General features: G+C 59.2%; 1 rRNA gene. It reads left to right on the plus strand.

Annotated elements, in window-relative coordinates:
* Window positions 1-78, plus strand: a 16S ribosomal RNA gene (locus M1203_RS38565); the annotation flags it as partial.
* Window positions 79-397: the final 319 nt, after the last annotated feature.

Genomic DNA, 397 nt, shown 5'->3' on the forward strand with positions numbered 1-397 from the left:
TCGAAGGTGGGACTGGCGATTGGGACGAAGTCGTAACAAGGTAGCCGTACCGGAAGGTGCGGCTGGATCACCTCCTTTCTAAGGAGCATCTAGACCCTGTAAGGGGTCCAGAGCCACTACGTCGGCAAATGTCCGACGGTGGTCAGCTCATGGGTGGAACGTTGACTACTCGGCGCGACAGGTTGGGATCACTAGTACTGCTTCGGCGTGGAACGTGAGCTTTCGATCGGTCGGGTCGGGCACGCTGTTGGGTGTCTGAGGGTGCGGGCTTTCGAGTCTGTTCCTTCGGGTTGCCGGTCCCAGTGAACTCGCCCGTGTGGGTGGGGTGGTGGGTGGCTGGTCGTTGTTTGAGAACTGCACAGTGGACGCGAGCATCTGTGGCCAAGTTTTTAAGGGC

This window comes from Streptomyces sp. 35G-GA-8 (assembly GCF_023534745.1).
GTDB lineage: Bacteria > Actinomycetota > Actinomycetes > Streptomycetales > Streptomycetaceae > Streptomyces.